The following is a 24,316-nucleotide window of genomic DNA, read 5'->3' as shown; positions in this document are numbered from 1 at the left end:
CGTCATTGTGCGCGCGTTTGCCTCAAAAGCCCGTGGCATCAGACGTTTTTCCTGTTGTTCGCCATACGGTGAATGGTGATCTTGGGTTAAGGAGGGTCCTCCCAAGGTCCTGGTGACGATGTCGCGCCTTCGGCGACGAGGAGCGCATAACTGAAGCCGAGTTCAGCCCGATGCCACGCTATTTCTTCAACACCCGTATCGGCGACGAGCTGATTTCCGACCCTGACGGCGAGATTCTGCGGGATCCCGACCGCGCCTGGGAAATGGCGCGGGCGATGATCCGGGAGCTGCTCAAGACCGAGGGCGCCGACGGCGCCCTGCTCAGCGCGGTCATCGAGGTGACCGACGACGACGGCGAGATCGTGCTGGAGTTTCCGTTCACGGAGGCGATCCTCGACCGCCCAGACCGCTCGATCACCCGGCATTGACGCGCGCGGAAGTTGCGTGCGGCTCGAATGTGTTGGCCAACGTTCATTTTTCAGCACGTTTCGATTGCATTTGTCCGGACAAATTCGCAAAACTAACAACTCCGGAAAGCCGCCGGCCGATGTCATCGGTGCCAAGGAAGACGGCTTCCGCTCAGGGGAGAAACATCATGATCCGTCATTGCTTCGCGCCGCGCAGCCTGCTGCTGGCGGGCGCTTTCTTTGGTGCATTCACGCTCGGTGCTGCGGCACAGCAACCGGCCAGCCCGCCCGCTGCAGGCGCCGCACCAGCCGCGCAGCCGCTGCCGCCGGGATCGCCGCTGATCGGGCGTCCGGACAATGAGGCCGCCGCCAAGCTCGCACCCGTCGCGCCGCCGCCGCTGCCGGCCGCGCCCGACAAGCTGCCGCTCGCCAAACTCAAGGTACCGGCCGGCTTCAATGTCGAGGTCTATGCCGCCGGCATGGCCAATGCGCGTTCGCTCGCGGTCAGCGACAAGGGCACGGTGTTCGTCGGCAGCCGCCTCGTCGACAAGGTCTATGCGATCGTCAACAAGGACGGCAAACGCTCGGTCAAGGTGGTCGCCTCGGGGCTCTACCGGCCGAACGGCGTCGCCTTCAAGGACGGCACGCTCTACATCGCCGAACTGTCGAAGGTCTCCAAGATCGACAACATCGATGACGTGCTGGACAACCCGCCGAAGCCGACCTTGATCTATGACAAGCTGCCGAAGGACGAGGCCCATGGCTGGAAGTTCATCGCCATCGGTCCCGACAACAAGCTCTACGTCCCGGTCGGCCAGCCCGGCAACGTCGTGCTGCATGACGACGCCCACGGCCAGATCCGCCGCATGAATCTCGACGGCTCAGGCGCCGAGGTCTACGCGCTCGGCGTTCGCAACACCGTCGGCTTCGACTGGAATCCCGAGACCAAGCAGATGTACTTCACCGACAATGGCCGCGACTGGCTGTCGGAGACGGTGCCGGAGGACGAGCTCAACCGCGTCACCAAGGCCGGCGAGCATTTCGGCGCGCCCTATTGCCTGCAGGGCAATATCATCGACCAGGAGCTTGGCTGGGGCAAGGACTGCAAGGACTACACCGCGCCGGTCGGGCTGATGGGCCCGCACACCGCGGCGCTCGGCATGCGCTTCTACACCGGAAGCCAGTTCCCGAAGAGCTACAAGAACGCGATCTTCGTCGCACGCCACGGCTCCTGGAACAAGTCGAAGAAGCAGGGCGGCGACGTCGTCGTGGTCAAGCTGAACAAGGACGGCACCGTGAAGTCGATGGAGCCGTTCATGACCGGCTTCCTCGAGGACAACAAGTATATCGGCCGCCCGGTCGACGTGATGCTGCTCAAGGACGGCTCGATGCTGGTCTCCGACGACTGGAACGGCGCGGTCTACCGCGTCAGCTACGGCAAGCCAAAGGTCGCGAACCAGAGCAACTGAGAATAATCATCGTCATTGCGAGCGAAGCGAAGCAATCCATCTATCCCCGCGGGGACAGTATGGATTGCTTCGTCGCTTCGCTCCTCGCAATGACGGGAATGTGTCGGGAGTGCAATGTACAAAACCATCACCGCGGTCCTGGCATTCGCCTCCATCGCCTTCTCCGCCAGCGCCGAAACCATTCAGGAGCGTGCCGTCGTGTGCCTTGCCTGTCACGGCGAGCGCGGCACGTCGGAGGCCGAGAACACGCCCTCGCTCGGCGGCCAGCAGGCGCCCTATGCGCTGATCCAGCTGTTCATGTTCCGCGAGAAGCTGCGGGTGTTCGAGCCGATGAACGAGATGGCAAAGCCGCTCACCGACGACGATCTGCGCGCCTTCTCCGACTTCATCGCCACGCTGCCGAAGCCCGCGCCGCCGGCGGACGCCGGTGATCCCGCGCGGATGGCCAAGGGCCAGGCGCTGGCGCAGCAGAACCGCTGCAACACCTGCCACAACACCGATTATTCGGGCAAAGAGAACGTTCCGCGCATTGCCAACCAGCGCGAGGACTACCTCGCCAAGACGCTGGCCGAATACAAGGACAACACCCGCCACGGCTACGACGCCACCATGGCCGACGTGATGCAGCCGGTCGCCAAGGAGCAGATCGCCGATCTCGCCTATTACATCGCGCATGTCCGTTGACCTGTCCGGGCCGCTGGCCATGTGCTCCTTGCGGCGCTAAAACGCCTCCGTCACACGGAGTGCGTTATGCAGGATCTTTGGCGTCTGTCGGCGGCCGAGCTCGCCGGTCTCATCAAATCGAAGAAGGTTTCGGCGAAGGAGGCCGCAGAGGCGGGGCTTAGCCGGCTCGACGCGGTCAATCCGAAGATCAATGCGGTGGTCGATCACCGCCCGGACGACGTGCTGGCGCAGGCCGCCGCGGTCGATGCGGCGATTGCGCGCGGCGAGGAGGTCGGGCCGCTCGCCGGCGTGCCCGTCACCATCAAGGTCAATGTCGACCAGGAGGGCTATGCCACCACCAACGGGCTGAAGGCACAGCGCTGCGTCATCGCCAAGGTCGATAACCCGGTGGTCGCCAATCTGCGCAAGGCCGGCGCGGTGCTGCTCGGTCGCACCAACTGCCCGGCGGTGTCCTATCGCTGGTTCACCACCAATCTCATTCACGGCGACACCAAGAACCCGCGCGACCCCGGCATCACGCCCGGCGGCTCGTCGGGCGGCGCGGGGTCCGCGGTCGCGGCCGGCATCGGCCACATCGCGCACGGCACCGATATCGCCGGCTCGATCCGCTATCCGGCCTATGCCTGCGGCGTGCACGGCCTGCGGCCGAGCATGGGCCGCATTCCGGCCTTCAACGCGGCGCTGCCGGAGCGCCCGATCGGCCCGCAGATCAGCGCGGTCTCCGGCCCGCTGGCGCGCACGGTGAACGACCTGCGCATCTCGCTGGCGGCGATGGCGGCGCCGGATTTTCGCGATCCCTGGTACGCGCCGGTGCCGCTGGTGGGGCCGCCGCGCGAGAAGCGGGTCGCGATGTGCCTCAATCCCGGCGGCCTCAACCCGGTCTCCGAGGTGACTGCCGCTGTGGCTGACGCCGGCAAGCGGTTGCAAGCGGCCGGTTGGACCGTCGAGGAGATCGATGACACGCCACCGTTGAAGGAGGCCGCCGAGATCCAGACCCGGCTCTGGCTCGGCGACGGCTACGAGGCCCAGCTCGCCTTTGCCGAGCGCGAGGGCGATCCCGGCGCGCTGGCCTGCCTGCGCGGCGTGCGCTCGCGAGTGCATCCGTTCGACCTGTCGCAGGCGTTGGCCCGCCGTGCGACGCTGACCCGCGAATGGTTTGGTTTCTTCGAAAAATATCCGGTGCTGCTGATGCCGGTGTCGGGCGAATTGCCGTTCCCCGATCATCTCGACCGCAAGGACGAGGCATCGTTCGCGCGGGTCTGGCACGCGCAACTGCCGCAGATCGCGATTCCCTTCATGGGGCTGCCGGGGCTCGTCGTCTCCACCGGCCTCGTCGGGCGGATTCCGGTCGGTGTGCAACTGGTGGCGGGGCGCTACCGCGAAGATCTCTGCCTGGCTGCGGGCGAAGCAGTGGAAGCGGGCGGCACGCCGTCCGCGCCAATCGATCCGGTGACCTGAGATGCCGACGGTCTACGATTTCAGTGCCAAGTCGCTCGCGGGTGAGGACATATCGCTGCAGCGCTTCGAGAACCAGGTGCTGTTGATCGTCAACACCGCGAGCGCCTGTGGCTTCACCACGCAATACAAGGGCCTGCAGGAGCTGTACGCCGATTTGTCGCCGCGCGGCTTCGCCGTGCTCGGCTTTCCCTGCAACCAGTTCGGCGCGCAGGAACCGGGTGACGCCAGGCAGATCGCGGAGTTCTGCGAGACCAAATACGCCGTGACGTTTCCGATGTTCGCCAAGATCGACGTCAACGGCAGCAACGCGCATCCATTGTATGAACACCTGAAGCGTGAGAAGTCGAGCCTGCTCGGACCCTCGATCAAATGGAATTTCACCAAGTTCCTGGTCGACCGGTCCGGCAAGGTGGTGGCGCGGCATGCGCCGACCGCCAGGCCCGAAGGATTGAGGAAGGAAATCGAGGCGTTGCTATGAGCGAGAACGACGACACCACCAACCAGCCCCTGCCGGACCGCCTCTCGGTCGATCCGAACAGCCCGTTCTACAACGCGGAGGTCCTGTCGCGCGACGTCGGCATCCGCTTCAAGGGCGTCGAGAAGACCAATGTCGAGGAATACTGCGTCAGCGAAGGCTGGGTGCGCGTCACCGCCGGCAATGCCAAGGACCGCCACGGCAATCCCCTGACCATCAAGGTGCACGGCCCGGTCGAGCCGTATTTCAGGGATAAGAAGTAGCACCGTCATTCCGGGATGGTGCGCAAGCACCAGACCCGGAATCTCGAGATTCCGGGTTCGATGCTGCGCATCGCCCCGGAATGACGTGCCTAACAACCCCGAGAGTATTTCCCATGTCCGTCCGCATCGTCGACGTCCGCGAGGTCACCAAGCCGATCTCCTCGCCGATCCGCAACGCCTATATCGACTTCAGCAAGATGACCTCGAGCCTGGTCGCCGTGGTTACCGACGTCGTGCGCGACGGCAAGCGGGTGGTCGGCTACGGCTTCAATTCGAACGGCCGCTACGGCCAGGGCGGGCTGATCCGCGAGCGCTTCGCGCCGCGGCTGCTCGAGGCCGATCCGAAATCGCTGCTCGACGCCGGCGGCGACAATCTCGATCCCGACAAGGTCTGGGCGACGCTTATGTCGAACGAGAAGCCCGGCGGCCATGGCGAGCGCTCGGTCGCGGTCGGCACCATCGACATGGCGGTGTGGGACGCGGTGGCGAAGATTGCCGGCAAGCCGCTGTTCCGGCTGCTGGCCGAGCGGCACGGCCTCACCGCCGATCCGCGCGTCTTCGTCTATGCTGCCGGCGGCTACTATTATCCGGGCAAGGATCTCGGCGCGCTGCGCAAGGAGATGCGCGGCTATCTCGACCGCGGCTACAACGTCGTGAAGATGAAGATCGGCGGCGCGCCGCTCGCCGAGGATCGCGAGCGCATCGAGGCGGTGCTGAAGGAGATCGGCAGGCATGCGCAGCTCGCCGTCGACGCCAACGGGCGCTTCGACCTGGAGACCGCGATCGCCTACGCCAAGATGCTGCGGGAGTATCCGCTGTTCTGGTACGAGGAGGCCGGCGATCCGCTCGACTATGCGCTGCAGGCCGCGCTTGCCGAGTTCTATCCGGGGCCGATGGCGACCGGCGAAAACCTGTTCAGCCATCAGGATGCGCGCAACCTGATCCGCTACGGCGGCATGCGCCCCGACCGCGACTGGCTGCAATTCGACTGCGCGCTGTCCTATGGGCTCTGCGAATATCTGCGCACCTTGCAGGTGCTGAAGACCCACGGCTGGTCACCGCGGCGCTGCATCCCGCATGGCGGCCACCAGATGTCGCTCAACATCGCCGCCGGCCTCGGCCTCGGCGGCAATGAGAGCTATCCCGACCTGTTCCAGCCCTATGGCGGCTTCCCCGACGGCGTGCGGGTCGAGGGTGGCCACATCGTGATGCCCGACCTGCCGGGCATCGGTTTTGAAGGCAAGTCCGACCTCTATGCGGAGATGAAGGCGCTGGCCGACTAAAATGCCGAAAAACAACCCCATGCAAAGTAGCCGGCGGCAACCGGCGTTCGACATGGCACTTGACACGTCGGGCAACTCACCGGTATTCTTCCATTATTCCGAAACCTGCGCGGCGCCCGTCACCCCCGGGCAATCGCATTTGGCATTGAGCGCTGTGGGTCAGCGGTCGATCCGGTAGAGCTTTGCGAAATCGCCGTCATAGAGCGGCGATAGCTTGCCGACCTTCGGAACTTCCGGCGGCGGATCGATCAGCAGCACATAGTCGAAATTCGTGCGCCAATCGACGAGGTAGCGGGCGTACTGGATCGATTCCGCCGAGTACGGCTCATGGGTCAGCACGCTCCAGCCGATCGGCTCGGTCAGCGGGTGGGCGATGCGGTCGAACGGCGGCAGCACGGTCACCGGCTGCTGCGCCGGATCGGCGTACAGCAAGGGCCAGAACGCCTTGCGCTCGATCACCAGCAATGCGGGGATCTGTTCGGTCAGCCGATAGATGCCGGGCAGGGCGCGGCGCGCGGGATGCGCCTCCGTCAACTCGCCCGTGTAACCGGTCGCGGCCATCACGCGCGCGCCGGGCTCGACCTCGGCGATCGCCTTGCGCAAATCGACAAGGTCGTGCCGCGCGTCGATCCAGGTCACACCGAGATCGGCCGACCGCACCACGATCAGGGCCGCGAGCACGACGCCGAACATCGTCGCCTCGCGCCGCGCGAGCTTCGGCTGCATGCCCGCGAACAGCAGCAGCGCGAACATCAGCGCGACCCTGAGATCGATGAAGGAGCCGCCCTTCAGTCGCAGCGGCGCGGCGATGAAGATAATCACCAGCACCGCAAGCACCAGCGGCAGCCCCGGCGCGAGCGCGATGCGGCGGCGCATGGCGACCAGCGCCACCGTGACGGCGACGGCGGTCACGATGGTCAGCTCCAGGTTGGTGGTCATGAACGGGCTGAGCAGCCGCATCACCTTGGAGATCGCGCGCCATGCGCCGAACGTCGTGGCGGTGTCGCCGAATGGGCTGAGCCGGTACAACACGACCGCTGGCGCCAGCGCGATCAGGATCGGGATCGCCGCCTTGATGACATCGCGCGAGGTGAGGGAGCCCGTCGCGCGGCGTTTCCAGAGCGCGGCGGCTTCGTCCGCGCCGATCAGCAGGAACAGGAGGCCAAGCCCAAAGATGTGGGTAAAGAACGTCGCGACCGCGGCCACCGCGCCTGCCAGCGCCTTCCAGGCGGAACGATCCTGCCGGCGCAATGCCGTCCAAGCGGCGGCGCCGGCCAGCGCCAACCCCAGCGACAGCAGGAAATTCATGAAACCCATCATGAAGGCGGCGTTGTAGGCGACCAGCCCCGACGCCAGCGGCCACCAGGAGCGCTGCCCGAACACGACACGGTGGTAGATGACGGTGCCGGCCACCGGCGCCAGCAGGCTGAGCGCCAGCAGGATCCGGCCGCCGGTGTGCACATCGGTGATGCGCAGCAAGGCTGCGCCGATCAGGTCCATGCCGAGATTGGGCAGGATCGTCCAATGCGGCGCGTACATCTTCGAAAGGATTGGGTCGTCGGGATGCGCCAGGATGAAGAACCGCGCCAGATGGTTGGGATAGTCCAGCAGCGGCGGCACATCGATCACGAACAGCGGGGCGACCAGCACGGCCGCGAGCGCCACCGCCGTGCCCCACCACGCCCAGGCCGCGGTGGTGTCGGGAGCAGAAATCCTGGCGAGCGGCGCGTGCATCAGGAGCATGTTCCGGCTGACCCGCCAGCCTGCGGTGAATGGGCGAGAGTTTCGGCTTGGCCCGGACCATAGCCCCGGCTTGGTTGCGGACCTCTTACGGGACGGCCCCCAAGCCCGACGTTCGCGAACCGCGCCGGAACCGGTCCGGCAGAGCCGGGGCGCTCACCAAAATGTGTGAGCGTTGCTCAAAATATCCTTGAACATTGCTCAAGTTGAATTATACCAATCCTGCGAGCCCGGCTCTTGCCCGTATGGCACGGGAAAGCGAACCCGCGGCACAGGAACCAGTCGCATGCCCTATTCAGCAAAAGACCTACGGGGTGCAGCAGATGCCGGGGTGATCACCACCGCCGACCTGGACCGGCTGCTCGCCTTCCTGGCGCAGGGTCCGGGGCAGGACGCCGCCGGTGAGGCCAGCCCGGCGGCGAAGTTCGATGCCGCGCATATCCTCTGGTACGCCGGCGCGCTGATCGTGATCGGCGCCATGGGCCTGTTCTCGACCCTGGCGTTCACCCAGATGGGCGGGCGCGCGCTCACGATCTGCGCGATCGCCTACGCCGCGGCCTTCAGTTTTGCCGGTCATTACCTTTGGCACCGCAAGAACCTGCGGGTTCCCGGCGGCCTCCTGATCGCGATCGCGGTGTCGATGGCGCCGCTCGCGGTCTACGGCGTCCAGGAAGAGCTCGGCTGGTGGGGCACGTTCGGCAAGCCGGGCACGGTGCGCGATTTCTATATCTGGGTGAAAGGTAGCTGGATCTTCATGGAGATCGCGGCCGTTGCTGCCGGGATCGTCGCGCTGCGCTACTACCGCTTCGCCTTCATCGTCGCGATCATCGCGTTCGCGCTCTGGTTCATGTCGATGGACCTCGCGCCGTGGTTCGCCGGCATGGATCACGCCGACTTTGCGACGCGGCGCACGGTGTCGATCTGGTTCGGCCTTGCCGTCCTCGCGGTGGCCTGGGTGATCGACTACCGCAGCCGCAACGGCGACTTTGCCTTCTGGCTGCATCTGTTCGGCCTGATGGCGTTCTGGGGCGGCATCACCGCCTCCGACGGCGCCACCGAGCTCGGACGGGCGGTGTATTGCCTGCTCAATGTCGGCCTGGTCGCGCTGGCCGTGATCCTGATGCGGCGGGCCTATGCGGTGTTCGGTGCGTTCGGCATCTGCCTCTATCTCGGACATCTCGCCGACGTCGTGTTCAAGGACTCGCTGCTGTTCCCGTTCGCGCTGTCGCTGATCGGCGTGGCCGTGATCGCCGCGGGGCTGGTCTACCATCGCAACGAGCGCGCGATCGCCGCCTGGCTTGCCGCGCATCTCCCCGCGCCGCTGTTGCGGCCGCGGGCGTGATCCCTGACTGTCATGCCCGGGTCAAGCCCGGGCATGGCTACGACGAGAGACTCTGCATCCCAGCGTCATTGCGAGCGAAGCGAAGCAATCCATCTCTCCGCACAAGCGGAGGCATGGATTGCTTCGCTTTCGCTCGCAATGACGTGGAGAGAGGTTGGTGGCCGCCTACCCCAGCCGCATGTCCAGCAGCCGCCGGCCTTCGCCCTTCAGCAGCTTCTTCACCGCGCTCGAGGCGATCACCTCGCCATTGTTGGCATAAGCCTCATGGTTCTTCTCGATGTCGTCGAGCCGGTAGAGATAGTTGACCATGATGCCGGCGGATTCGCGCAGCGCCTTGGCCGAGAGGTCGCCGAGCCAGTTGATCCGCTCCAGCCGCGCGCCGTTGCCGAGATGGAAGCGGGCGACCGAATCGATCAGCCGGCCCTTCGGCGTGCGCGCCTTCAGGAAATAATACGCGGCGAGCGGCTCCAGCACCGGGCGCAGCTGCGTGGTGAGCTCGGTATTCTCCGGCCAGTCGGACTTGCCGAGGCTTTCCAAGAGCTGGCGGTCGTCCTCGGTGAGCGGCACATCGTCGGCCTGCTTGACCCATTGCATGAAGCCCGGCACCGGCGACAGCGTCACGAAGGTGTCGAGCTTGGGCAGCTCGCGGCGCAGCTCCTCGACCACCTGCTTGATCAGGAAGCTGCCGAACGAGATGCCGCCGAGCCCGCGCTGGGTGTTGGAGATCGAATAGAACACGGCAGTGCGGGCGCGCTCGGCGGCGACCGGCTCGCGCTCCTCGGCGAGCAGCGGCGCGATCGCGCCCGGGATCGCTTCGGTCAGCGCGACCTCGACGAAGATCAGCGGCTCGTCGGCGAGCGCCGGATGGAAGAAGGCGTAGCAGCGGCGGTCGACCGGATCGATGCGGCGGCGCAGGTCGTCCCAGTCGCGGATCTCGTGCACGGCCTCATAGCGGATGATCTTTTCCAGAATATTGGCCGGCGACGACCAGTCTATCCTGCGCAGCACGAGGAATCCCCTGTTGAACCAGGACGAGAGCAGATGCACCACGTCGCGGTCGAGCGCGGCGAGGTCCTTGTTGCCCTTCATCAGTGAAATCAGATCGGATCGCATCGACACCAGCTCGCCGGTGCCGCCCGGCGCGCGATTGAGCCGCCGGATCAGTTCCTGGCGGCGCGGCTCGGACGCAAAATGCAGGTCGCTGGCGTCGTCGCCATTGGCATTGGCGCGCCAGCTTTCGATCGCCTGGGCAAGCCGGGCCTGGTCGGGCCCGAAATTCTTCGCCAGCGACTGGAAGAAGGTGAGGCGGCCGGCGGCATCGAGGTGGTGATAGCGGTCGAGCACCTCGCGCGCCATCGCGGTGCCGGAAGCCTCGCCGCGGCCCGACAGCAGCGCCTCGCACAATTCCACCAGCTCGGAGGCGTCCTGCTTGCCGTTATTGGGATTTGACCGGCCGAGCAGGGTGCGGCCGCGTTCGGAGATGGTCGAGAGCAGATCAGAGAAGAAGGCATTGGCCATAGGCAGGGCGTATCCGGTGAAGCCGAACCTTACACGGGATTTAAGGCCGGGCGCACGGGAATCAAGCGCATGGATCGTACGGAAATATGTCGCAGCTCATCATAGGTCGTTATCGCCGCCATCCATCTCAAATCTAGAAGCTTTCTGAGGATTGATGGATACGCGGGTCAAGCCCGCGTACGACGAGTCGCGTAACGTTCACGTTTTCTCCGCGAATGCGGTCGGTGTCTTGCCGGTGACCTGGCGGAACGCATGGGAAAACGCCGGCACGCTGGCATAGCCGAGGTCGGAGGCGACCTGCTTGACCGAGACATTCGCATCGGTCGAGAGCCGCTCGATCGCGGCGGCGATGCGGGCGCGTTGGCACCAGCTCTTGAACGAGAGCTGCGTCTCCGCTGAGAACAGCCGCGACAGCGTTCGTGCCGAGGTGCCGACCGTGCGCGCGAGCGTCTCGATCTCGTAGTCGCGGGTCGGATCCGCCAGCACGATGTCGGCGGCGCGGCGGCAGCGCGCTTCCTGCGGCAGCGGGATGAAGGTCGCGGAATCCTCGGCGCGGTGCAGCTCCAGCATCACCAGCCTGATCAGGAGCTCGATGCGTTCGTCGCTGCTCGATTTGTCGAACAGCGCGAGGATCGCCTGATGCAGCAGCGGCGAGACCCGCACCACGAACTCGTTGTCGAGACTGTCGCTGCGCTCCTCGCGCGCGAGCCAGGCCGGCTCGAAATACAGCGTGCGCATCTCGATGTCGGCGAGCACGTCGATCGCATGGCCGAGCAGGGCCGGGACCCAGACCGCGCGGTCCGGCGGCACCAGCCAGCGGCCCTTCGGCGTCGTCACCTGCATGGTGCCCTTGGCGGCATAGACCAGCTGCGCCTCGCGGTGCATGTGCGGGTCGAGCCGGACACCCTTTTCATAGGAGCGCGCGACCATGTGCACGCCGTCGCCGGTCATGCGGCGTTGCTCGTACAGGGCCCGGATTGGCGGGTCAGCGATACTCATTGGCGACATCCCGTCACGACAAGCACCTATAACCTATTTCCGAGCAATTGAAGATTCGAGTGAGAGACGTGCAAGTGAAAGACCTGCAAGTGAAAGCCCTGCAAGTGAAAGACCTGCCCATCAACAGCCCGAGCCGGGTGATCACCTTCGTCAACGGCGCCCATTTCATCGACCATTATTCGATGCTGATCTTCGCCGCCGCGGTCATCATCATGGGCCCGGCGCTCGGCATGGCCTATTCGGAACTCTTGCCCTATGCGACGCCGGGCTTCATCGCCTTCGGCGCCGGCTCGCTGATCACCGGCTGGCTCGGCGACCGCTGGAGCCGCCGCCACATGATGCTGATCTTCTTCGTCGGCATCGGGCTCTCAATGATCTCGGTCGGCCTGGTGCAGACGCCGCTGCAGCTCGGCGCGGCGCTACTGGCGATCGGCATCTTCGCCTCGATTTACCATCCGGTCGGCACCGCGATGATCGTGTCCTATGCCGAGAAGCTCGGCGCCGAGATGGGCATCAACGGCGTCTGGGGCAATCTCGGCGTCGCCTCGTCGGCGCTGGTCACCGGCGTGATCGGCCAGTATCTCGGCTGGCGCTGGGCCTTCATCGTGCCCGGCGTGATCACGGTGCTGATCGGCATCGCGTTCGCGATGACGGTGGTGCATGAGGATCGCAAGGGCTCAAAGCAGGCCGCGGCGCAGGCGCGGGTCGCCAAAGAAGACATGTGGCGGGTGGTGCTGTCGCTCCTGATCGTGGTGATCGCGATCTCGACCACCTTCAACGCGGTGACGGTGGCGCTGCCAAAGCTGTTCGCCGAGCGTCTCGCCGATCTGACCAAGAGCCCGGCGCTGCTCGGCGTGATCGCGGCCGGCGTCTACGTGTTCGGCGCGATGACGCAGTACACGATCGGCAAGCTGCTCGACCGGCATTCGCTGAAGGCGGTGGCGCTGCCGCTGTCGTTCATGCTGGCGCCGTTCCTCTATCTGGCGGCGAGCCTGTCGAACCTGTCGCTGATCGTGGTCTCGATCGGCATCGTGATGGGCGCGTTCGGCCAGGTCACGGTCAACGACGCCATGGTCGGCAAGTACACCACCGAGGAATGGCGCTCGCGCGCCTATGCGGTGCGCTACTTCGTCGGCTTCACTGCGGCCGGCGCCTCGGTCGGCCTGGTGGCGTGGCTTTACGACCAGGGCGGCTTCAGCATGATGCTGCGCGCCTTCGCGGCACTGTGCCTGCTGGCGATCGCGGCCGCGATCATCCTGCCGCGCGAAATCAAGGCGCCCGCCGCACAGGCGGGCTGACGCCCTGACGGTTTGCCGCCACTGAGCTTGTCCGGAGCAGCGCATCGGCGTTTTTGCCGATGCGGCCATGCGGGCTGTTGTCTGTGAGCTCGGTCACTTGTTCCGACCCGGCGGTGTGATACGATCCGACGCGGGCTTCGGGGAGCCGAGGCGCCGGTTGCGCCTCGACATGCCAACTATGGTTTGCGGAGCGGCCGGAGCAATGGGAGAACTGCGCGACTTCAGGTCTGGGAAGTCCACCACGCCGCCTTCCGGCGGCGATATTGGGCCCCGACGGCTTGCCGCGATCGTTGCGGGCGATATCGCCGGCTACAGCCGGCTGATGCAGCTCGACGAGGAAGGCACGCACAAGCGCGTGAAGCGGCTTGAGCGCGATCTCATCGAGCCCACCATCACCGAGCATCACGGCAAGCTGGTCAAAACCACCGGCGACGGCTTCATCGCGATGTTCGACAGTCCGGTCGAGGCCGTCCGCTGCAGCATCGTGATCCAGCAGAACATGGTCGGCCGCAACGCGGCGATGCCGCGGGAATTCTGGATCGAATACCGCCTCGGGGTCAATCTCGGCGACGTCATCATCGAGCCCGACGACATCTATGGCGACGGCGTCAACGTGGCTTCGCGCCTGGAAGGGATTGCGGCGCCGGGCGAGGTCTTCATCTCCGGCGGCATCTACGAGCAGATCAAGCACAAGCTGGTGTGCGGATACGAGTCGCTCGGGGACAAGAAGGTCAAGAACATCACCGATCCGGTCAGGGTGTATCGCGTGCTGCCGGATGCCGCCGCGTTCCAGCGGACGCGCAAGCGCCGCGAGACGATCCTGATCACCTTGCTCGGCCTTGCGATCGCAATCATCGCCGGCGGCGCGCTCTGGTACATGCTGACGCAACAGCGCGGCAAGCCGGCCGACGTGGCGCAGGCGCCACCGTCACCTGCGGCATCGCCAAGCCCGGCTGCAAGCCAAACTCCAGCTCAAGCTCCAAGTCCGGTCCCAAGCGCCGCGCCGACCCAGCAGGCGTCGCCTCAAGTTGCGCCGTCCGCGAGCCCCGCGCCCGCTGCATCCGCAGCGGAGCCCGAGATGGTCTCGCTGCAAGGCGGCAGCTTCTCGATGGGCAGCAATGACGATCCCTCGGAGCGGCCGATCCACAGGGTGACGGTCAAAGCCTTCGCCATGAGCAAATATCCGGTTACCGTGCGCGAATGGAACGCGTGCGCGGCGGCCAAGGCCTGCGGCTTCACGGCGGCCGGCAAGGATGACTCCCCGGTCACCAATGTGAGCTGGAGCGATGCCAAGCAATATGTGACGTGGCTCGCCGAGCGCACTAAAAAGGCCTACCGGCTTCCGAGCGAATCCGAATGGGAATTTGCAGCACGTGGCGGAACGCAAACCAGATACTGGTGGGGTGACCAGATGCAATCGGGCAACGCCGGTTGCAAGGATTGCGGCGGCGATGCCGGCGCCGAGCAGCCGCTCAAGGTCGGCAGCTTCAGGGCGAATCCGTTCGGCCTCCACGACATGGGCGGCGGGGTCGATCAATGGGTGGAGGATTGCTGGCACCGGAATTACCAGGGCGCGCCCGCCGATGGTTCGGTCTGGTCCGGCGGCGATTGCGCCTCCCACGTCATCCGCTCCGGCTCCTGGAAGAATGACGCACGCTACGTGCGTCCGGCCAATCGCGACAGTTACGACACCAATGTCCGCTATCCGACCCACGGTTTCCGCGTTGCGCTGTCTCCTTGAGTTCCATCCGCATCGCCTGGTTCATGGAGAGGTAATGAAAATCGCATGTTCGATCCTGTTCGCGGCGGCGCTGGCGCTGCTCGCGAGCCCGGCAGCGGCGCAGAACAAGCCGGCGGGAAAAGACGTCAAGCTGTATTTCATCTCGCCGCGCGATGGCGCGACGGTCAGGGGCGCGTTCCTAGTCCGCTTCGGCCTGCGCAACATGGGCGTCACCCATGCCGGCGACGATTACCCGAACAGCGGTCATCACCACCTCTTGATCGACGTCAACGAGCCGCTGAATCCGAACGAGCCGATACCATCGGACAAGTCGCATCAGCACTTCGGCGCGGGGCAGACCGAGACCCGCATCGAGCTGTCGCCCGGCAAGCATACGCTGCAACTGGTGCTGGGTGACGCCAAGCACTTTCCCTTTGATCCGCCGGTCGTCTCCGAGAAGATCACCATCCGGGTCAGGTCGCTCCCTGATCGCCCCTAGCAATGACACGCGCTTGCGCGAACGAGTCGCGCAAGCATCATTGCGCGCGTTCTGTTCGATCGTGACCACGATCGTTGGTGTGCGAGATCGGGACGTCGCCCGGTCCGGCGCGTCGATCGCATTCTGTATGCAACACAATGTCGTGCGCGCAGCTCAACACCGCGGCACGGAACGTTGACCATTTTTGGATACACGCTAAGATAGATATACTCGGCAATTTCTATCGATATCATTGCAAATTTATTTCACATGCCGAGCAGCCCGGAGGCATCAGATGTCATCAGGAAAGAAACCGCGTGGATCTGATTTGCTCGCCCAGCGATGGACGAAGCAGGACTTGGCCAGGCTCGTCGACATCGAGCATGACGGCGTCAATCTCGTCGAATTCTTCCCCAAGGGAATCCCGGATCCCGATGGCGGATGGGGGACATGGCATGTCAAACCGGATGCCCTGCTGAAATTCCTGGGAACGTTGCTCAACCACGACAAGATTCCCGGCGTCTGGGTGTTCCCGAAGGGGCTCCCTCCCGCCATCGAAGGGTTTGACGTCGGATTCCAGGCGGGCTCCGCGCGCGAGCGCTAGCAGTGGGCTTCATCCGGTCCGCAAGGATCGTCCAGATACATCCGACCCGGCGATGCAATCTGCGTTGCTTGCATTGCTATTCGGACTCCTCGCCCGAAGCGAGCGACGAGCTTCCAGCGGAGCTCGTCGCGCGCGTCCTCGGCGAGGCGGCGACGCTCGGCTATGGCGTCGCTTCGGTATCGGGCGGCGAGCCTTTCATGTATCAGCCGCTGCCGCGATTGCTCGCGGCGGCCAAGGCGGCGGGCATGCGCACGCAGCTCGTCTCGAACGGGCTTGCCATCACCCCGTCACGCCTGAAGGCGGTGACCGGCCTGCTCGATCTGCTCGCCGTCAGCATCGACGGCGCGCCTGACGATCACGACCGGATGCGCGCGCAGGCCGGTGCGTTTCGCCGGCTCGGCGATCGTCTTGCACTGGTGCGCGACAGCGGCATCCCGCTCGGCCTCGTCTTCACGCTGACGATGTGGAACGTGCACCAGATCGAATGGGCAGCGGAGTTCGCGCTCGCCAGCGGCGCGGGGCTGCTGCAGATTCATCCGCTCGAAGCCTCCGGTCGGGCAATCGGTCTCGCCGACGATGTTCCGGACGAGATCGAGGCCTCCGCCGCGCTGGTGGAATGCCTGCGGCTGCAGCGTGCCGTCGGTTGCCGGCTCACGATCCAGGTCGACGTCGCCACCTCGGGCGGGTTGCGCCAGATCATGGCTTGCGCGGATCAGCATACGCCGCCACGCATCAGCGACATCGTCTCGCCGCTGGTGATCGAGCCGGACGGGATGTGCGTGCCGCTCGAATACGGTTTTCCGCGCGACTACGCGCTCGGCAATGTCAGAGAGGCGAGCCTGCACGATCTCGCCGCAAGCTGGATGGAGCGCGTGCTGCCGTCGTTCGCCTCGGGCATGGCGCGGATGGACGCACGGCTCGCCGAGATGGGCGACGGCGTTGTCGTCAACAGCTATGCGCTGGCGCGCGAGGTGCTGGTAGGCGCTGCGCACTGACGGCGTTGCAGCTTCGCGCCCGGGTAAGCTACAAGACACCGGATCATGCAACAGCCGGGCGCAAGACCCGGCGTGGAGGAAGTCCGATGTCGTCTCGACTGCTGCGTCTGGCTGGCCTCGTTTTTGGAGTACTGATGATGGCCGTGCCAGCCCATGCCGATGCCCTGAAGGATGAGATCGCGCCGACCGGAAAGCTTCGGGTCGCGATCGCAATCAGCGCGGCGGGCGGCGCGTTCTGGTCGACCAAGACCGAGAGCGGCTATGCCGGCGTTCCCGTCGAGCTCGGCCGCGAGATGGCAGCGCAGCTCGGCGTTCCCGTCGAGTATGTCGTGCACCAGAATTCCGGCCAGATCACCGACGCGGCGGCGAAGAACAGCTGGGACGTCACCTTCCTGCCCAAGGACCCCGAGCGCGAGACCAAGATGATTTTCGGGCCGATCTACGAGGTCGCCGACGCCACCTACATCGTCAAGCCGGGCTCGACGATCACGAATTTTGCGACGCTGGATCAGGACGGCGTCAAGGTCGGCGCGGTCAACAACACGACGACCATGCGCGGCGCGATCGCGCATCTCAAGCACGCCAAGGTGACGGGCTATCAGACCTATGACGAGATCTTCAACCTCTTGAAGAACGGCGAGGTCGACGCCTTCGCGCTGTCGCGCGACCAGCTCCGCGCGATGGCGAAGAAGATCCCGGGCACCAGGGTGCTGGACGAAACCTTCAAGCAGACCGTTACCGCGATCGCGGTGCCGCTCAACCATCCGCTCGCCGCCGCCTTCGCCGCCAAGTTCATGACGGACGCCACCAGCAACGGCACGCTGCGCAAGGCCTACGACAACAACGGCCTGAAGGATTCGCCGATCAGGACGGGCGCGAAGTAGGCGCATCGAGCAGCATGCCGGACGCGCTGGCGCTCTGTCCCCGTCATCCTGAGGTGCGAGCCTCTTCGGCGAGCCTCGAAGGATGAATCGGCCCGGCTGGTGGCCGATTCATCCTTCGAGGCTCGCCCAGCGGCGCAAATTGCGCCGCAAGGCTCGCACCTCAGGATGACGGGGAGAGAGACTGCGAACGCCAGTGGCCGACATCTGTGCACGCTGCATAAATTGGCGGCAGCGCACCGGCCGTTCCCACGAGGCCTCAGGGAAGTCATTGGTTCCAAAGGATTTTTGAGGCCGCCGCCCGCGCCGCGCTTGGCATATCGATTGCTTTGACTGCATCAGTCAATGACGACTGCCGTCCTCCGGATTGCCGAAGCCAACGCTGGCCGAGGTAAAGGGACGCTTGCGCGCCTCGTTTGGGCGCGCCGAGCAGTCAGACATCCACGACAGCTTGTCTTGTCCCCGCCGTGATCGGCGTCGCTCCGGGCCAAAACCCCGGCACCGGCGCTCCGATGCCGGCACACGTTCCCGGATCGACGCGCATTTCAACCAGCCCGCGCCGCGGCTGCATGGCAGCCAGCGCGATCCGATTGCTCAAGGGGACTTTACGCTATGTCCTATCTCGCACCTTCCGAGTTCGTCACCAAGATGGTGGACGCCGGCGAATCCAAGATCTTCATGTCGACGCGCGACACCGTGATCCGCGCCTACATGGCCGGCGCGATCCTCGCGCTCGCGGCCTGGTTCGCCGTGACGATCAACGTCAACACGGGCCAGCCGCTGGTCGGAGCGCTGTTGTTTCCGGTCGGCTTCGTCATGCTCTATCTGTTGGGCTTTGATCTCTTGACCGGCGTGTTCGTGCTGTCGCCGCTCGCGCTGGTCGACAAGCGGCCGGGCGTCACGCTCGGCGGCGTGCTGCGCAACTGGGGCCTCGTCTTCATCGGCAACTTCGCCGGGGCGCTCACGGTCGCGTTCATGATGGCCTTCGTCACGACGTTCGGCTTCACGCAGGAGCCCGACAAGGTCGGCATGACCATCGGAAACATCGGCGAGGGCCGCACGCTGGGCTATGCTGCGCACGGCGCGGCCGGCATGGCGACGCTGTTCATCCGCGGCATGCTCTGCAACTGGATGGTCTCCACCGGCGTCGTCGGCGCCATGATCTCCACCACGGTCCCCGGCAAGGTGATCGCGATGTGGATGCCGATCCTCGTGTTCTTCTACATGGTGTTCGAGCATTCGGTGGTGAACATGTTCCTGTTCCCGTCCGGGCTGATGCTGCATGCGAAGTTCTCGATCCTGGACTACCTGATCTGGAACGAAATTCCGACCGTGCTGGGCAACCTCGCCGGCGGCCTCGCCTTCACCGGGCTCACGCTCTACACGACGCATGTGAAGACGGCGCGGAGCCGCGCGCGCCTCGCGGCTTGATCCGGTAGAATTGATGGGTCTCTCCTTTCCGGAGAGACCCATCAGGACGGGCGATGCCGCGCACGCTGAAAATTTCGGTCGGGCAATTTTCTGACAAGGGCCGCAAGGAGGCCAATCAGGATTTCCACGGCGTGCTGATCCCCGCAGAGCCGCTGCTCGGCCTGAAGGGGATATCGGTCGTGCTCGCCGACGGCATCTCGTCGAGCAGCGTCAGCCGCATCGCCGCCGAATCCGCTGTCAAGGGCTTTCTCACCGACTATTACTGCACCTCGGAATCCTGGTCGGTGAAGACCTCGGCGCAGCGGGTGCTGGAGGCGACCAATTCCTGGCTGCACGCGCAGACCAGGCGCAGCCAGAACCCCTACGACAAGGACAAGGGCTACGTCTGCACGCTGAGCGCCATGGTGATCAAATCGACCACGGCGCATCTGTTTCACGTCGGCGATTGCCGCATCTACCGCGTCGCCGGCCACAGCCTCGAGCAGCTCACCAACGATCATCGCGTCGTGATCTCATCGCAGCAGAGCTATCTCGGCCGCGCGCTCGGCGTGAATCCGCAGCTCGAGATCGACTACCAAAACCTTCGGCTCGAGCCGGGCGACACCTTCCTGCTGGTGACCGACGGCATCTACGAGCACGTGCCGCCGCGCCAGCTCACCAAGACCATTCTGGACAATGCAGCCGACCTCGACCTTGCCGCGCGATCGCTCGCCGAGCAGGCGTTCGAGCGCGGCAGTCCGGACAATCTCACCGCGCAGATCGTCCGCATCGACGAATTGCCTGACGGCGAGGCCAGCGAGGTGTTCGGCCAGCCCGGCGAACTGCCGCTGCCGCCGCTGCTCGAGGCGCGGATGCGGTTCGATGGTTACCGCATCGTGCGCGAGCTGCATGCCTCGCACCGCAGCCACATCTATCTCGCCGTCGACGAGGAGTCTGGCACCACCGTCACGATCAAGATCCCGTCGATCGATTTGCGCGACGATCCGGCCTATTTGAAGCGCTTCATGATGGAGGAGTGGGTCGCCAAGCGGATCGACAGCCCGCATGTGCTGAAACCGTGGCTGCCGCAGCGCCGGCGCAATTTCCTCTACGTCGCGACCGAATATGTCGACGGCCAGACGCTGACGCAGTGGATGATCGACAATCCCGCTCCGGCGCTGGAGACGGTGCGCGACATCGCCGAGCAGATCGCCAAGGGCCTGCGCGCTTTCCACCGCAAGGAGATGCTGCACCAGGACATCAGGCCCGACAACATCATGATCGACACCACCGGCACGGTGAAGATCATCGATTTCGGTTCGACGCGGATCTCGGGCGTCGCCGAGGCGGCGCCGTCCGGCAGCGATGATATTCTCGGCACCCAGCAATACACCGCGCCGGAATATTTTTTGGGCGAAGGCGGCTCGGCGCGCTCCGACCTGTTCTCGCTCGGCGTCGTCACCTACCAGATGCTGACAGGACGGCTGCCCTATGGCGCACAGCTCGCGCGCGCCCGGACCCGCGCCGATTTCAACAAGGCGGTCTACAGCTCCGCCACCCATGGCGGCCGCGACATCCCGACCTGGGTCGACGGCGCGCTGGAGCGCGCGGTGCATCCCAACCCGCTGAAGCGCTACGAGAGCTTTTCCGAGTTCCTGTTCGACCTGCGCAATCCCAACGCCAAGTACCTGACGACGTCGTCGACCCCGCTGATCGAGCGCAACCCGGTGCTGTTCTGGAAGTCGACGACCCTGCTGCTGGCACTGGTCATCGTGCTGCTGCTCGCCTACGGCGCGCATCACTGGCGGTAGGGGATGTGCCGACCTATCCCGGTCATTGCGAGAAGCGAAGCGACGAAGCAATCCATCCTTCCGCATATGCGGAGCGATGGATTGCTTCGCTTCGCTCGCAATGACGGGGATAGAGGATAGAGCGTCGCGTACAAAACTATCCCCGTCATCCTGAGGTGCGAGCCCTGCGGCGCAATTGCGCCGCTGGGCGAGCCTCGAAGGATGAATCGGCCACCAGCCGGGCCGTGCATCCATCGAGGCTCGCCGAAGAGGCTCGCACCTCAGGATGACGGGGAGGGAGTGGTGGCCGACTCCCCAGCTAATGCGTCCCGCCGGCCGGAATCGGATCAAGCCCGCTCTTCACCAGCGCGTCGCGGGCGTCGGGCGAGGCGAGGAAGCTGATCAGCGCCTTGCCGGCGTCGGGCTCCTTCGACACCGTGGCGATGCCGGCGGAGAACACCGTGATCTTCTGCAGCGGCTCCGGCAGCGGGCCGACGATGTCGATGCCGGCGACCGGCTTGAGCTCGGAGATCTGCTGGAAGCCGATCTCGGCCTCGCCGTGCGCCACGATCTCGCCGACCGGGGTGGCCGGGATCATCCGCGCCTTGTCCTTCATTTGATCCGCGATGCCGAGCTTGCTGAACATCTCGGTCGAGACATAGACGCCGCTGGCGCTGTCGGAATAGGCGATGGTTTTTGCCGCCAGCAGCGCCTGCTTGACGCTGTCGGCCGAGCTGATGTCGGGCTTCGGCGCGCCGGATTTCACCGCGATACCGATCGGGGACTTCACGAGGTCGACGCGGCTGTCGGGCTTGACCTTGCCCTGCTTGATCAGATCGCCGAGCGCGTAGCCGACCATGATCAGCACGTCGGCCGGCTCGCCGCGCTCCAGCCGCACCGGGATCGCGTTGGTGGTGGTGCCCATCGACGGCCCGAACGCGGTGACCACCTTGTGCCCGGTCTTGCGCTCGAACTCCGGCACCAGCGCCTTGTAGGCGGCGGTCAGCCCGCCCGAGATCATGACATGGACCTCGGCGGCCGATGCGGCCGAAGTGAAGGCGAGGGCGGCGGTGACGGCGAGCGCAAGGGCGCGGCAGGCGGGGCGCATGGAGGGTTCTCCCTGGACGATTCTTGGGGACGGGTCGTCGTGGCGGGGGACACTACTGCGCGGGAAGAGGCGTGGCTAGTCGCTCCGCAGTCCGTAGCCCGGATGAAGCGTAGCGAAATCCGGGACCGGCTGCTCCGCGGAACACTTTCCCGGATTGCGCTGCGCTTCATCCGGGCTACGAGGGCATCGTGATGACGGAGAGCGCGTCGCTAGCCCCTCACGCATTCACATGCACGAAATCGCGCAGCAGCGGATAGATCTCGTTGTTCCAGCGTTTTCCCGAGAACACGCCGTAATGGCCGACGCCGGCCTGCATGTGATGCACCTTGCGATAGGTGCGCACGCCGGTGCAGAGGTCCTGCGCCGCCAGCGTCTGGCCGATCGAGCAGATATCGTCCTTCTCGCCCTCCACGGTCATCAGCCCCATGCGCCGGATCGCGGCCGGGTTGACCGGGCGGCCGCGATGCATCAGCCGGCCCTGCGGCAGCAGATGCTCCTGGAACACGTCGCGCACCGTCTCGATATAAAATTCCGCCGGCAGGTCCATCACCGCGAAATATTCGTCGTAGAAGGTCTTGATCGTCTCGGCCTTTGCGGTCTCGCCTTTGGCGAGATGCCGCGCCAGCTCGACGTGCTGCTTGATGTGGCGCTCCAGGTTCATCGAGACGAAGGCGGTGAGCTGCACGAAGCCGGGATAGACTTGGCGCAGCGCGCCCTTGCATTGCACCGGCACGTAGTTGATCAGATTGTCCTCGAACCATTTGATCGGCTTGCTCTTGGCGAAGCCGTTGACCTTGGTCGGCTGGATCCGCGTGTCGATCGGCCCGGCCATCAATGTCAGCGACGCCGGCCGCGCCGGATGATCGTCCTCCGACATGATCGCGGCCGCCGCCAGCGCCGACACCGAGGGCTGGCAGATCGCCACCATGTGCGCGCGCGGGCCGAGCTGGCCGAGGAAATCGATCAGATGGTCGGTGTAGTCCTCGAGCCCGAAGCGGCCTTCCTCGCGCGGGATGTCGCGCGGATTGTGCCAGTCGGTGATGTAGACGTCGTGATCCTGCAGCAGCGTCTTCACGGTGCCGCGCAGCAGCGTCGCGAAATGGCCGGACATCGGCGCCACCAGCAGCAGCCGCGGCTGCTCCGGTCCGTCGACCTTCCTGAAGTGCAGCAGCGAGCCGAACGGCGTCGCGTAGGCGACCTCCTCGGTGACCTGCAAGTCCCGGTTGCCGACGGTGACGCTGTCGATGCCGTAAGCGGGCCGCGTATAGGTCAGGCTGGCGCGGGAGATCAGCTCGAGCGCCGCCGCGAGGCGGCCGAAGGTCCGGTCGGAGGCGCCCTGCGGCACCAGATTGAGATATTTCAGCGCCGCCGCGGCGCCGGTCCGCCATGGCGCCGTCAGGTCCATGTGGTTCTGATAGGCTTGGTACAGCATCGACATCATACGCATCCGCCCCTTGCCAGGCACACCATGCAATATCGACGCCAGAGCAGGGGCCACTGCCCCGAAAACTGGCACGTGGCTTGCCAGCAAAAACGACTGAAGCCCAAACCTTCGGCACCGTTTGGGCGGCGTTGGCGTGAGGAATGGGCATGGCGAAGACGACACTCACCATCAGCAGCAAGAACTATTCGTCCTGGTCGCTGCGCGGCTGGCTGCTGGCAAGATTTGCCGGGTTGGAGTTTGAGGAGATCGTCGTCGCGCCCGATGACCCGGCGGCACGGGCCGAGCTGCTGCTGCTGTCATCCTCGATCCTGGTGCCCTGCCTGCGCCACGAGGGCGCGACGGTCTGGGATACGCTGGCGATCGGCGAGTATCTCAACGAGATCATGCCGCAGGCCGGGCTGCTCCCGGAGGACCGGATCCAGCGCGCGCATTGCCGCTCGATCTGCGGCGAAATCCATTCCGGCTTCACCACCTTGCGGGCCTCGCTGCCGGTCAACCTCAAGGGCCATTTCCCCGGCTTCAAGATCTGGTCGCGCGCGCAGGCCGACATCGACCGTGTCTGCAGCATCTGGCGCGATTGCCTCGCTGCATCGGGCGGGCCGTTCCTGTTCGGCAAACGCCGCACCATGGCGGATGCGATGTATGCGCCGGTCGTGACCCGCTTCCTGACCTACGACGTGAAGCTCGGACCCGATCTTGCCGCTTATGCCACCACCATCATGATGATGCCCGAGATGACCGAATGGATCGCGGCGGCGAAGGCGGAGCCGGCCGACGTCGAGGAGCTCGAGGTCGAATATTAGGCAGCCGGCTGCACGCCTGACCGCATCGGCGGTCCAAGCGCCGGGCAGGCCTGCTCAATGGACGTGCCGCAAGTGATCATTGGCTCCGGCCGCCGGGGCCGCCTCGCGACATCGGCCATGCGCAAATTTCCGCTTTGCTTCAGATGC

The 24,316-nt window shown here is 65.2% G+C and carries 22 protein-coding genes; 17 read left to right on the top strand and 5 right to left on the bottom strand.

The genetic code is table 11. The features are described from left to right. The first annotated feature begins 170 nt into the window (after nt 1-170). From XH93_RS31690 to XH93_RS31660, 7 genes are all read left to right on the top strand, one after another. The gene (locus XH93_RS31690; protein WP_139485965.1) at nt 171-428 is read left to right on the top strand and encodes a hypothetical protein; all 258 of its coding nucleotides are present in this window, start codon (nt 171-173) and stop codon (nt 426-428) included. A gap of 167 nt (nt 429-595) precedes the next feature. Next, nucleotides 596-1,876: a sorbosone dehydrogenase family protein gene (locus XH93_RS31685; protein ID WP_194470465.1), complete on the top strand. Its 1,281-nt coding sequence runs from the start codon at nt 596-598 to the stop codon at nt 1,874-1,876. 114 nt (nt 1,877-1,990) lie between these two features. Continuing rightward, the gene (locus tag XH93_RS31680; RefSeq protein WP_194470464.1) at nt 1,991-2,560 is read left to right on the top strand and encodes a c-type cytochrome; all 570 of its coding nucleotides are present in this window, start codon (nt 1,991-1,993) and stop codon (nt 2,558-2,560) included. A gap of 66 nt (nt 2,561-2,626) precedes the next feature. Then, on the top strand, nt 2,627-4,018 hold the full coding sequence (locus tag XH93_RS31675; protein WP_194470463.1) for an amidase family protein: 1,392 nt from the start codon (nt 2,627-2,629) through the stop codon (nt 4,016-4,018). Between the two features lies 1 nt (nt 4,019). After that, entirely contained in the window at nt 4,020-4,496 is a 477-nt protein-coding gene (locus tag XH93_RS31670; RefSeq protein WP_194470462.1) for a glutathione peroxidase, read from the top strand. Further along, a complete protein-coding gene (locus XH93_RS31665) occupies nt 4,493-4,756 on the top strand; it encodes a DUF3297 family protein (protein ID WP_139485970.1) in 264 nt (87 codons plus the stop codon). The genes XH93_RS31670 and XH93_RS31665 overlap by 4 nt, the downstream gene beginning before the upstream one ends. A gap of 113 nt (nt 4,757-4,869) precedes the next feature. Continuing rightward, entirely contained in the window at nt 4,870-6,039 is a 1,170-nt protein-coding gene (locus XH93_RS31660) for a mandelate racemase/muconate lactonizing enzyme family protein (protein ID WP_194470461.1), read from the top strand. A gap of 159 nt (nt 6,040-6,198) precedes the next feature. Here the strand turns inward: XH93_RS31660 and XH93_RS31655 are convergent, their stop codons facing one another. Continuing rightward, the gene (locus tag XH93_RS31655; RefSeq protein ID WP_246799346.1) at nt 6,199-7,782 is read right to left on the bottom strand and encodes a hypothetical protein; all 1,584 of its coding nucleotides are present in this window, start codon (nt 7,780-7,782) and stop codon (nt 6,199-6,201) included. 283 nt (nt 7,783-8,065) lie between these two features. On the opposite strand from XH93_RS31655, the gene XH93_RS31650 reads away from it, so the two are divergent. Beyond that, nucleotides 8,066-9,121, top strand: a complete 1,056-nt coding sequence (locus XH93_RS31650) for a hypothetical protein (RefSeq protein WP_194470460.1) — start codon at nt 8,066-8,068, stop codon at nt 9,119-9,121. Between the two features lie 165 nt (nt 9,122-9,286). On the opposite strand, the gene XH93_RS31645 is transcribed toward XH93_RS31650, so the two are convergent. Then, nucleotides 9,287-10,639, bottom strand: a complete 1,353-nt coding sequence (locus tag XH93_RS31645; RefSeq protein ID WP_194470459.1) for a malonyl-CoA decarboxylase — start codon at nt 10,637-10,639, stop codon at nt 9,287-9,289. Between the two features lie 198 nt (nt 10,640-10,837). Beyond that, nucleotides 10,838-11,638: a helix-turn-helix domain-containing protein gene (locus XH93_RS31640; protein ID WP_246799345.1), complete on the bottom strand. Its 801-nt coding sequence runs from the start codon at nt 11,636-11,638 to the stop codon at nt 10,838-10,840. Between the two features lie 119 nt (nt 11,639-11,757). Here XH93_RS31640 and XH93_RS31635 point away from each other — a divergent pair, with 119 nt between their 5' ends. The 8 genes from XH93_RS31635 to XH93_RS31600 all read left to right on the top strand — a co-directional run bounded on the left by XH93_RS31635 (nt 11,758) and on the right by XH93_RS31600 (nt 20,835). Continuing rightward, on the top strand, nt 11,758-12,936 hold the full coding sequence (locus tag XH93_RS31635; protein ID WP_194475397.1) for an MFS transporter: 1,179 nt from the start codon (nt 11,758-11,760) through the stop codon (nt 12,934-12,936). A 202-nt stretch (nt 12,937-13,138) separates the two neighbouring features. Continuing rightward, nucleotides 13,139-14,677, top strand: coding sequence for an SUMF1/EgtB/PvdO family nonheme iron enzyme (locus XH93_RS31630; protein WP_194470457.1), 1,539 nt, complete (start codon nt 13,139-13,141; stop codon nt 14,675-14,677). 34 nt (nt 14,678-14,711) lie between these two features. After that, nucleotides 14,712-15,155, top strand: a complete 444-nt coding sequence (locus XH93_RS31625; RefSeq protein WP_194470456.1) for a DUF4399 domain-containing protein — start codon at nt 14,712-14,714, stop codon at nt 15,153-15,155. A 274-nt stretch (nt 15,156-15,429) separates the two neighbouring features. Further along, nucleotides 15,430-15,738 carry a hypothetical protein gene (locus XH93_RS31620; protein WP_194470455.1) on the top strand — a complete coding sequence of 103 codons (309 nt, stop codon included), beginning with the start codon at nt 15,430-15,432 and terminating at the stop codon, nt 15,736-15,738. Nucleotides 15,739-15,806: 68 nt separating this feature from the next. Continuing rightward, complete coding sequence (locus XH93_RS31615; protein WP_194470454.1) at nt 15,807-16,733, top strand: radical SAM protein; 927 nt, start codon at nt 15,807-15,809, stop codon at nt 16,731-16,733. A 137-nt stretch (nt 16,734-16,870) separates the two neighbouring features. Further along, nucleotides 16,871-17,617 carry a transporter substrate-binding domain-containing protein gene (locus XH93_RS31610; protein WP_194475396.1) on the top strand — a complete coding sequence of 249 codons (747 nt, stop codon included), beginning with the start codon at nt 16,871-16,873 and terminating at the stop codon, nt 17,615-17,617. Nucleotides 17,618-18,226: 609 nt separating this feature from the next. Beyond that, nucleotides 18,227-19,045, top strand: a complete 819-nt coding sequence (locus tag XH93_RS31605) for a formate/nitrite transporter family protein (protein WP_194470453.1) — start codon at nt 18,227-18,229, stop codon at nt 19,043-19,045. 53 nt (nt 19,046-19,098) lie between these two features. Next, entirely contained in the window at nt 19,099-20,835 is a 1,737-nt protein-coding gene (locus XH93_RS31600; protein WP_194470452.1) for a bifunctional protein-serine/threonine kinase/phosphatase, read from the top strand. A gap of 298 nt (nt 20,836-21,133) precedes the next feature. Here the strand turns inward: XH93_RS31600 and XH93_RS31595 are convergent, their stop codons facing one another. Further along, nucleotides 21,134-21,922, bottom strand: coding sequence for an extracellular solute-binding protein (locus tag XH93_RS31595; RefSeq protein ID WP_194470451.1), 789 nt, complete (start codon nt 21,920-21,922; stop codon nt 21,134-21,136). Nucleotides 21,923-22,139: 217 nt separating this feature from the next. Beyond that, entirely contained in the window at nt 22,140-23,363 is a 1,224-nt protein-coding gene (locus tag XH93_RS31590) for a polyhydroxyalkanoate depolymerase (RefSeq protein WP_139485658.1), read from the bottom strand. A 149-nt stretch (nt 23,364-23,512) separates the two neighbouring features. On the opposite strand from XH93_RS31590, the gene XH93_RS31585 reads away from it, so the two are divergent. Continuing rightward, nucleotides 23,513-24,169, top strand: a complete 657-nt coding sequence (locus XH93_RS31585; protein ID WP_139863964.1) for a glutathione S-transferase family protein — start codon at nt 23,513-23,515, stop codon at nt 24,167-24,169. The last annotated feature ends 147 nt before the right edge of the window (nt 24,170-24,316 follow it).

The organism is Bradyrhizobium sp. CCBAU 51753 (genome assembly GCF_015291565.1).
Classification (GTDB): domain Bacteria; phylum Pseudomonadota; class Alphaproteobacteria; order Rhizobiales; family Xanthobacteraceae; genus Bradyrhizobium; species Bradyrhizobium ivorense.
Note: the sequence above shows the minus strand (reverse complement) of the source record. Positions and strands in the feature narration are given on the sequence as shown.

Excerpts from the sequence above, each read along its gene's own strand:
- XH93_RS31670 (WP_194470462.1), top strand. The coding sequence starts at position 4,020 with ATGCCGACGGTCTACGATTTCAGTGCCAAGTCGCTCGCGGGTGAGGAC.
- XH93_RS31610 (WP_194475396.1), top strand. The coding sequence starts at position 16,871 with ATGGCCGTGCCAGCCCATGCCGATGCCCTGAAGGATGAGATCGCGCCG.
- XH93_RS31620 (WP_194470455.1), top strand. The coding sequence starts at position 15,430 with ATGTCATCAGGAAAGAAACCGCGTGGATCTGATTTGCTCGCCCAGCGA.
- XH93_RS31600 (WP_194470452.1), top strand. The coding sequence starts at position 19,099 with ATGCCGCGCACGCTGAAAATTTCGGTCGGGCAATTTTCTGACAAGGGC.
- XH93_RS31675 (WP_194470463.1), top strand. The coding sequence starts at position 2,627 with ATGCAGGATCTTTGGCGTCTGTCGGCGGCCGAGCTCGCCGGTCTCATC.
- XH93_RS31690 (WP_139485965.1), top strand. The coding sequence starts at position 171 with ATGCCACGCTATTTCTTCAACACCCGTATCGGCGACGAGCTGATTTCC.
- XH93_RS31650 (WP_194470460.1), top strand. The coding sequence starts at position 8,066 with ATGCCCTATTCAGCAAAAGACCTACGGGGTGCAGCAGATGCCGGGGTG.
- XH93_RS31645 (WP_194470459.1), bottom strand. The coding sequence starts at position 10,639 with ATGGCCAATGCCTTCTTCTCTGATCTGCTCTCGACCATCTCCGAACGC.
- XH93_RS31660 (WP_194470461.1), top strand. The coding sequence starts at position 4,870 with ATGTCCGTCCGCATCGTCGACGTCCGCGAGGTCACCAAGCCGATCTCC.
- XH93_RS31585 (WP_139863964.1), top strand. The coding sequence starts at position 23,513 with ATGGCGAAGACGACACTCACCATCAGCAGCAAGAACTATTCGTCCTGG.
- XH93_RS31590 (WP_139485658.1), bottom strand. The coding sequence starts at position 23,363 with ATGATGTCGATGCTGTACCAAGCCTATCAGAACCACATGGACCTGACG.
- XH93_RS31685 (WP_194470465.1), top strand. The coding sequence starts at position 596 with ATGATCCGTCATTGCTTCGCGCCGCGCAGCCTGCTGCTGGCGGGCGCT.
- XH93_RS31625 (WP_194470456.1), top strand. The coding sequence starts at position 14,712 with ATGAAAATCGCATGTTCGATCCTGTTCGCGGCGGCGCTGGCGCTGCTC.
- XH93_RS31595 (WP_194470451.1), bottom strand. The coding sequence starts at position 21,922 with ATGCGCCCCGCCTGCCGCGCCCTTGCGCTCGCCGTCACCGCCGCCCTC.
- XH93_RS31605 (WP_194470453.1), top strand. The coding sequence starts at position 18,227 with ATGTCCTATCTCGCACCTTCCGAGTTCGTCACCAAGATGGTGGACGCC.
- XH93_RS31680 (WP_194470464.1), top strand. The coding sequence starts at position 1,991 with ATGTACAAAACCATCACCGCGGTCCTGGCATTCGCCTCCATCGCCTTC.
- XH93_RS31665 (WP_139485970.1), top strand. The coding sequence starts at position 4,493 with ATGAGCGAGAACGACGACACCACCAACCAGCCCCTGCCGGACCGCCTC.
- XH93_RS31640 (WP_246799345.1), bottom strand. The coding sequence starts at position 11,638 with ATGAGTATCGCTGACCCGCCAATCCGGGCCCTGTACGAGCAACGCCGC.
- XH93_RS31630 (WP_194470457.1), top strand. The coding sequence starts at position 13,139 with ATGGGAGAACTGCGCGACTTCAGGTCTGGGAAGTCCACCACGCCGCCT.
- XH93_RS31655 (WP_246799346.1), bottom strand. The coding sequence starts at position 7,782 with ATGCTCCTGATGCACGCGCCGCTCGCCAGGATTTCTGCTCCCGACACC.